Origin of the sequence: Polaromonas sp., from assembly GCF_039932935.1 — a bacterium.
Lineage (GTDB): Bacteria > Pseudomonadota > Gammaproteobacteria > Burkholderiales > Burkholderiaceae_C > Polaromonas.
In genome coordinates, this window is sequence record NZ_JBDTPB010000131.1 from 1 (window position 1) to 6,673 (window position 6,673).

7 protein-coding genes and 1 pseudogene are annotated in these 6,673 nt (G+C 64.8%); 6 read left to right on the top strand and 2 right to left on the bottom strand.

Annotated elements, in window-relative coordinates; genetic code table 11:
• The 6 genes and pseudogenes from ABI546_RS19890 to ABI546_RS19915 form a co-directional block, all read left to right on the top strand.
• A pseudogene (locus ABI546_RS19890) lies at window positions 1-207 on the top strand (ABC transporter permease); the annotation flags it as partial.
• Between the two features lie 163 nt (window positions 208-370).
• Window positions 371-1,192: an ABC transporter ATP-binding protein gene (locus tag ABI546_RS19895; RefSeq protein WP_348049458.1), complete on the top strand. Its 822-nt coding sequence runs from the start codon at window positions 371-373 to the stop codon at window positions 1,190-1,192.
• 5 nt (window positions 1,193-1,197) lie between these two features.
• Window positions 1,198-1,407 (top strand): AtzG-like protein, encoded by a 210-nt coding sequence (locus ABI546_RS19900; protein WP_348049460.1) that lies wholly within the window; start codon window positions 1,198-1,200, stop codon window positions 1,405-1,407.
• Window positions 1,404-2,843, top strand: coding sequence for an AtzE family amidohydrolase (locus tag ABI546_RS19905; RefSeq protein WP_348049462.1), 1,440 nt, complete (start codon window positions 1,404-1,406; stop codon window positions 2,841-2,843). Before ABI546_RS19900 ends, ABI546_RS19905 begins: the two co-directional genes overlap by 4 nt.
• Window positions 2,840-3,220: an oxalurate catabolism protein HpxZ gene (hpxZ, locus tag ABI546_RS19910; protein ID WP_348049464.1), complete on the top strand. Its 381-nt coding sequence runs from the start codon at window positions 2,840-2,842 to the stop codon at window positions 3,218-3,220. The genes ABI546_RS19905 and hpxZ overlap by 4 nt, the downstream gene beginning before the upstream one ends.
• Window positions 3,217-3,939, top strand: a complete 723-nt coding sequence (locus ABI546_RS19915; RefSeq protein ID WP_348049466.1) for a GntR family transcriptional regulator — start codon at window positions 3,217-3,219, stop codon at window positions 3,937-3,939. The genes hpxZ and ABI546_RS19915 overlap by 4 nt, the downstream gene beginning before the upstream one ends.
• Before the next feature lie 107 nt (window positions 3,940-4,046).
• On the opposite strand, the gene ABI546_RS19920 is transcribed toward ABI546_RS19915, so the two are convergent.
• Both ABI546_RS19920 and ABI546_RS19925 read right to left on the bottom strand, forming a co-directional pair.
• The gene (locus ABI546_RS19920; protein ID WP_348049468.1) at window positions 4,047-4,976 is read right to left on the bottom strand and encodes a dihydrodipicolinate synthase family protein; all 930 of its coding nucleotides are present in this window, start codon (window positions 4,974-4,976) and stop codon (window positions 4,047-4,049) included.
• Window positions 4,977-4,999: 23 nt separating this feature from the next.
• Window positions 5,000-6,673, bottom strand: a 1,674-nt coding sequence (locus ABI546_RS19925; protein ID WP_348049470.1) for an IlvD/Edd family dehydratase, incomplete at its 5' end; no start/stop codon positions are given.

The window sequence follows — 6,673 nt, forward strand, 5'->3', positions numbered from 1 at the left end:
GTGTCCATGGCGCTGGTCATCGTGATCGTCGCCGAGATGTTCATCGGGGCCGACACCGGCCTGGGCAACCGCATCATCAACTCGCAGCAGGTCATGAATGTAAAGGACATGTACGCATCCATCCTGGCCGCGGGCGCGCTGGGGTATGCGCTCAACATTCTTTTCTTGATGCTTGAGCGCCGCATTGTTCACTGGAGTGGACGATAGATATGGCCCCCACGCTTTTCACTTTGCCTTCGGCTGCGTGTAATGCGCTGCCCCCCGAGGGGGCCGCTGCGCCTGCGGCCCGGCTAAGCCGGTTCCGCGGCCCCTGCTTGAAGGGAGCGTCTGCTCGCTTCGTTACCAATCGTGAACTTAATTGGAGTTCGAAATGTCCGCTGTAATCAACGCCCCTGTCTTTGCCGACGTCCCGGTGCGTGAGTTCCAGCCCGGGCCGGCCGGCACGCACATCACCATACGCGGCCTGACCAAGTACTTCGCCGGCTGGCCGCTGTACGAAGACTTCAACCTGGACATCCCCAAGCACAAGATCGTTTCGGTGTTCGGGCCCAACGGCTGCGGCAAGTCCACGCTGATCAACATGATCGCGGGCCTGATTCCCATCGACGCGGGCGAAATCCTGTTTGACGGCAAGTCGCTCAAGGACACCAAGATCGGCTACGTGTTCCAGAACTACCGCGAAGCGATGTTTCCGTGGATGCGCACTATCGACAACATCGCCTATCCGCTCAAGCTCGAGGGAAAATCCAAGGCCGAGGTGGACAGGCGCATGGCCGAACTCGTGGCCTCCTTCGACGTGAAGTTCGACCTAAACCGGTATCCCTATGAACTTTCGGGCGGGCAGCAACAGACGGCCTCCATCATGCGGGCGCTGGCGCCCAATCCCGAGGTGCTGTTCCTGGATGAGCCTTTTTCCGCGCTGGACTTCGAGATGACGCTTTTCATCCGCGAAAAGCTACAGGAGGTGTTCATGCAGACTGGCACCACCATGCTGCTGGTTTCACACGATCTGGAAGAGGCTGTCTACCTGGCCGACCAGGTGCTGTTGCTGACCAAGCGCCCTACACGCGTGGCCGAAATCCTGCCCTATGGCGACGTGCGCCCGCGCACGGTGGAGACGCTCTCCGAGGCAAGCTTTATCAGCACCAAGAAACTCAGCCTGGAAATCTTCCAGCGTGAAGTCAGGCGCTAACACGCATGACGCCCCCGCAAATTGAAGCCTATGTCGACGCCGCGGCCGCGGCACTGGATTTGCCGCTGAGCCCGGAACACCGGCCCGGCGTGCTGCAGTTTTTTGCGCTGGCTGCCGATTTTGCCGAGCAGCTGCAGGCCGTGCCGCTGGATGCCCATGACGACCCGGCGATGGTGTTTGTACCTGTGGAGCCTTCCCCCAAGGTCCCCGGATGAGCCGCGCCGCCGAATACCTGCGTGGCGACGCGACAGCCATGGCCCAGGCGGTGCACTCGCGCGAGATCAGCGCCGGCGCGCTGGTTGAAGCCAGCCTGGCGCACATTACCGCTACCAATGGCCGCGTCAATGCTTTCACCGAGGTCACGGCTTTGCGGGCGCGGCAGCGCGCGGCTTTGCTGGACCGGCAACTCGCCGGCGATGTGCCCGGCGTGACAGCCCAGCCCCTGCTGGGCGTGCCCTTCGCCGTGAAAAACCTGTTCGACATCGAAGGCCTGTCCACCCTCGCGGGTTCGGCCATCGAACGTGAGCACGTGCCCGCCACGGCCGACGCTTTGCTGGTGCAGCGGTTGGAAGCGGCCGGTGCGGTGCTGGTAGGCGCCCTCAACATGGACGAATACGCCTACGGCTTCACCACCGAAAACAGCCATGCCGGGCCGGCCCGCAACCCGCACGACCTCACGCGCATTGCCGGCGGGTCATCCGGCGGTTCGGGCGCCGCGGTGGCGGCGGGCCAGGTGCCGCTGGCGCTGGGCTCGGACACCAATGGCTCCATTCGCGTGCCGGCCTCGCTGTGCGGTGTGTTTGGCCTCAAGCCCACCTTCGGCCGCCTGCCGCGCAGCGGCAGCTACCCCTTTATTTCCAGCCTGGACCACCTGGGGCCGTTCGCGCGTTCCGTGCGCGACCTGGCCCTGGCGTATGACCTCATGCAGGGACCCGAAACCGCGCGCGGCCGCGACCCTGGTTGCGTGCAGCGTGCCGCCGAACCGGTTCTGCCATCGTTGATGCAAGGGGTGGACGGGCTGCGCGTGGGCGTGCTGGGTGGCTACTTCCAGGACCATGCGCAGCAGCAGGCCTGGGCCGCGGTGCAGCGCGTAGCCCAGGCGCTGGGCGCCGCCCGCAAAACGGTGGAGCTGCCCATGGTCGAGGCTGGCCGCGCCGCTGCCTTCCTGATCACCAACGCCGAAGGCGGCGCCCTGCACCTGAACGACCTGCGGCGCCGCGCCGGCGACTTTGAGCCCCTGTCGCGCGACCGCTTCCTGGCCGGCGCCCTCCTGCCGGCCGCCTGGATAGACCGCGCCCAACGGGTGCGCCGCCTGTATGCGAAAGCCGTGGCCGGCCTGTTCGAACACTTCGACGTGCTGCTGGCCGCCGCCACCCCTTGCGCCGCCACCCCCCTGGGCGCCGAGTGGCTGGAACTGAACGGCAAACGCCTGCCGCTACGCCCCAGCATGGGGCTGCTGACCCAGCCGCTTTCCTGCATAGGCTTGCCGGTCTGCGCGGTGCCAGTGTGGCCTGACCAAGGCCTGCCCATCGGCGTGCAGGTGATTGCCGCGCCCTGGCGAGAAGACCACGCGCTGCGCGTGGCGGCGGTGCTGGAGGCCGCCGGCATCGCCCGCGCGCCGCTGGCTTCGTTGACAATTGGGGAACCATGATCCACGCCATCAACCTGCCCGACGTTCATGCCGAAGTGGCCGCCGCGTTTGACCGTTACGAAAGCGCGCTGGTCGGCAACAACGTGGAAGTGCTCGACGAGTTGTTCTGGAACAGCGAACACACACTGCGCTACGGCGCCACCGAGAACCTTTATGGCTATGACGCCATACGCGCGTTTCGTGCGGGCCGTCCCTCGCAAGGGCTGGCACGCACCCTTCTTGCTACCGTGATCACCACCTACGGCTGCGACTTCGCCACGGCGAACACCGAGTTCGCGCGCGCGGGCAGCGACAAAACCGGGCGCCAGAGCCAAACCTGGCTGCGCACACCCGACGGCTGGCGCGTGGTGGCCGCCCACGTGAGCCTGCTGGCATGAGCCCCACGCCTGCATTGCCTGTTGCTGGTGCCGCTTTTCATTCGCGCGCCGACGAGGCCTATGCTGAACTCAAGCGCAATATTGCCGAGTTCAAGCTGGTGCTGGGCGATCGTTTCACAGAGACCGAAATCAGCGAACGCCTGGGTGTCTCGCGCACCCCGGTGCGCCAGGCCCTGTTTCGCCTGCAGCAGGAAGGTTTCGTCGAGGTGCTGTTTCGCAGCGGCTGGCGCGTGCTGCCGTTTGACTTCGACAAGTTCGAGCAGCTCTACGACCTGCGCATGGTGCTGGAAACCACGGCTGTGCAGCGCCTGTGCGCCGGCAGCAAGGCGGTGGATACTGCGCTGCTCGATGGGCTGGTTGCCATCTGGCTGGTGCCGGCGGTCCGGCGCAGCACTGACAACGTGCAGGTCGCCCAGTGGGACGAGGCCTTTCATTGCGCGCTGGTGGCGGCCGCCGGCAATGCCGAGATGGCCCGCGTGCACCGCGACGTGACCGACCGCATTCGCATCATTCGTCGGCTCGACTTCATCAAGCAGCCGCGCATCGATGCGACCTATGAGGAACACGCCAAAATTCTCAAGGCGGTACAGGCCAAGCGCGGCGACCAAGCCGCCATGCTGTTGCGCGCCCACATCGAAACCAGCCAGGCTGAGGTGCGCAAGATCACCCTGCACCAGGTTCATCTGGCGCGCCAGATCGGGTCGGGAATGCCGCGCTAGTATCTTTATGGGCCTGCAGCCCGCAAGGGACGAGCGCGGACAGCTATCAATAAAGGAGCGAATCCAGGGGTGAGGTGGGGCAGGAGCCAGCGTTGCCTTTTACGGCGCTAGCGCCCCCAGCGCAGCACCATCGGGTCAAGCCGCCTGGCGGTGGCCAGCAGGCCTGCGCGCGTTTCCGGGTGCATGGCCGGAAAGGGATGGCGTGGGGCCTCGCAGGCGATCACGCCGCCTTCCTTCATCAGCGTCTTGGCAGCCAGCAACCCAGCCTGGCGGTTTTCGTAATTGATCAGTGGCAGCCATTGCTGGTACAAGGCATAGGCCTTGTCGTGGTCGCCGGTGCGGTGTGCTTCGATGATGGGACGGATGCCATCAGGATAGGCGCCGCCGGTCATGGAGCCAGTCGCGCCGGCATCAAGGTCGGGCAGCAGGGTAATGGCTTCTTCACCGTCCCACGGGCCTTCCACCGCATCGCCTCCCAAACGAATGAGCTCGCGCAGTTTGGATGCGGCGCCGGCCGTCTCGATCTTGAAATAGGCAATGTGCTCGATCTCACGGGCCATGCGCGCGAGGAAGGCGGCAGACAGCACGGTGCCGCTGGCCGGGGCGTCCTGGATCATGACGGGAATGTCGACCGCATCCGACAGGCGCGCATAAAACTCGTAAATCTGCGGCTCACCCACGCGAAACGTGGCCCCGTGATACGGCGGCATGACCATCAGCATGGCGGCGCCCATGTCCTGCGCGCGGCGGCTTCGCTCTGCGCAGATTTTGGTGCCGTAATGGGTGGTGGTCACGATCACGGGCACGCGGCCTTTCACGTGTTCAAGGATGGTGCGCGTCAGGGTTTCGCGTTCCTCGTCCGACAGCACGAACTGCTCGGAAAAATTGGCAAGAATGCAAATGCCGTCAGAACCCGCATCGATCATGAAGTCAATGCAGCGCTTCTGGCTGTCCAGGTCAAGCTCGCCGGCTTCGGTGAACGTGGTGGGTGCCACCGGAAAGATGCCGCGGTAGCGCGGCTGAAGGGAAGTGTTCATGGAGCGAGGGTCGGGAGTTATGGTCAGTGGGAATGGCGGGGAACTTCGGAGCCGCGGCAGCCGACAAGAAAGTCGAAGTCGCAGCCTTCGTCGGCTTGCAGGACGTGGTCGACATACAGGCGCTGGTAGCCGCCGCGCATGCCGGTGGGGGCGGTGCCTTCCAGGGCGGCCAGGCGTTCGGCCAGCTCGGCGTCGCTGATGTCCAGGTGCAGGCGGCCTTTGTTGCAGTCCAGCTCGATCCAGTCGCCGTCGCGCACGGCGGCCAGCGGCCCGCCGGCGGCGGCTTCGGGGGCCACATGCAGCACCACCGTGCCGTAAGCGGTGCCGCTCATGCGTGCGTCGGAAATGCGCACCATGTCCTTGACACCCTGGCGCAGCAGCTTGGGCGGCAGGCCCATGTTGCCGACCTCGGCCATACCGGGGTAGCCCTTGGGGCCGCAGTTTTTCATGACCATCACGCAGCTTGCGTCAATGTCGAGGTTCTCGTCGACGATGCGCTCTTTGTAATGTTCGAGGTTTTCAAACACGACTGCGCGGCCGCGGTGCTTGAGCAGCTCAGGCGAGGCTGCCGAAGGCTTGAGCACGGCGCCACGCGGTGCCAGGTTGCCGCGCAATATGCAGATGCCGCCGTCGGCGATCAACGGGTTGTCGATCGGACGGATCACCTCGTCGTTGTACTGCGGGGCTTCGCGCACGTTGTCCCAAATTGACTGGCCGTTGACGGTGAGCGCCTTGGGATGTGGCAGCAAGCCGTTTTCGCCCAGGCGGCGCAACACGGCGGGCAGGCCACCGGCGTAATAAAACTCCTCCATCAGGAAGCGGCCCGAGGGCTGCAGGTCGACGAGGGTGGGCGTGTTGCGGCCAATGCGCGTCCAGTCTTCCAGATCCAGCTGCACCCCGATGCGACCCGCAATGGCCTTGAGATGAATCACCGCGTTGGTGGAGCCGCCAATGGCGGCGTTGACGCGGATGGCATTTTCGAATGCTTCACGCGTGAGAATTTTCGACAGCGTGAGGCCTTCGCGCGCCATCTCGACGGCCCGCGCGCCCGACATTTGCGCCAGCACATAGCGGCGTGCATCCACCGCGGGAATCGCGGCGTTGTGTGGCAGCGAGGTGCCCAACGCTTCGGCCATGCAGGCCATGGTGGAGGCCGTTCCCATGGTGTTGCAGGTGCCGGCTGAGCGCGACATGCCGCCTTCGGCCGCCAGGAACTGGTGCAGCTGGATTTCGCCCGCTTTCAGCGATTCATGCAGCTGCCACACAGCCGTGCCCGAGCCGATGTTTTTGCCTTCGAGCTTGCCGTTGAGCATGGGACCGCCGGTCACCACGATGGCTGGAATGTCGCAACTCGCCGCGCCCATCAGCAATGCGGGCGTGGTCTTGTCGCAGCCGGTGAGCAACACCACGGCATCGATGGGGTTGCCGCGAATCGCTTCTTCCACGTCCATGCTGGCCAGGTTGCGTGTGAGCATCGCGGTCGGCCGCAGGTTCGACTCGCCGTTGGAGAAAACCGGGAACTCCACCGGGAAACCACCCGCTTCGGAAATGCCGCGTTTCACGTGCTCTGCAATCTTGCGGAAGTGGGCGTTGCAGGGAGTGAGCTCCGACCAGGTGTTGCAGATGCCGATGATGGGACGGCCGTCGAACTCATGGTCGGGAATGCCCTGGTTCTTCATCCAGCTGCGGTACATGAA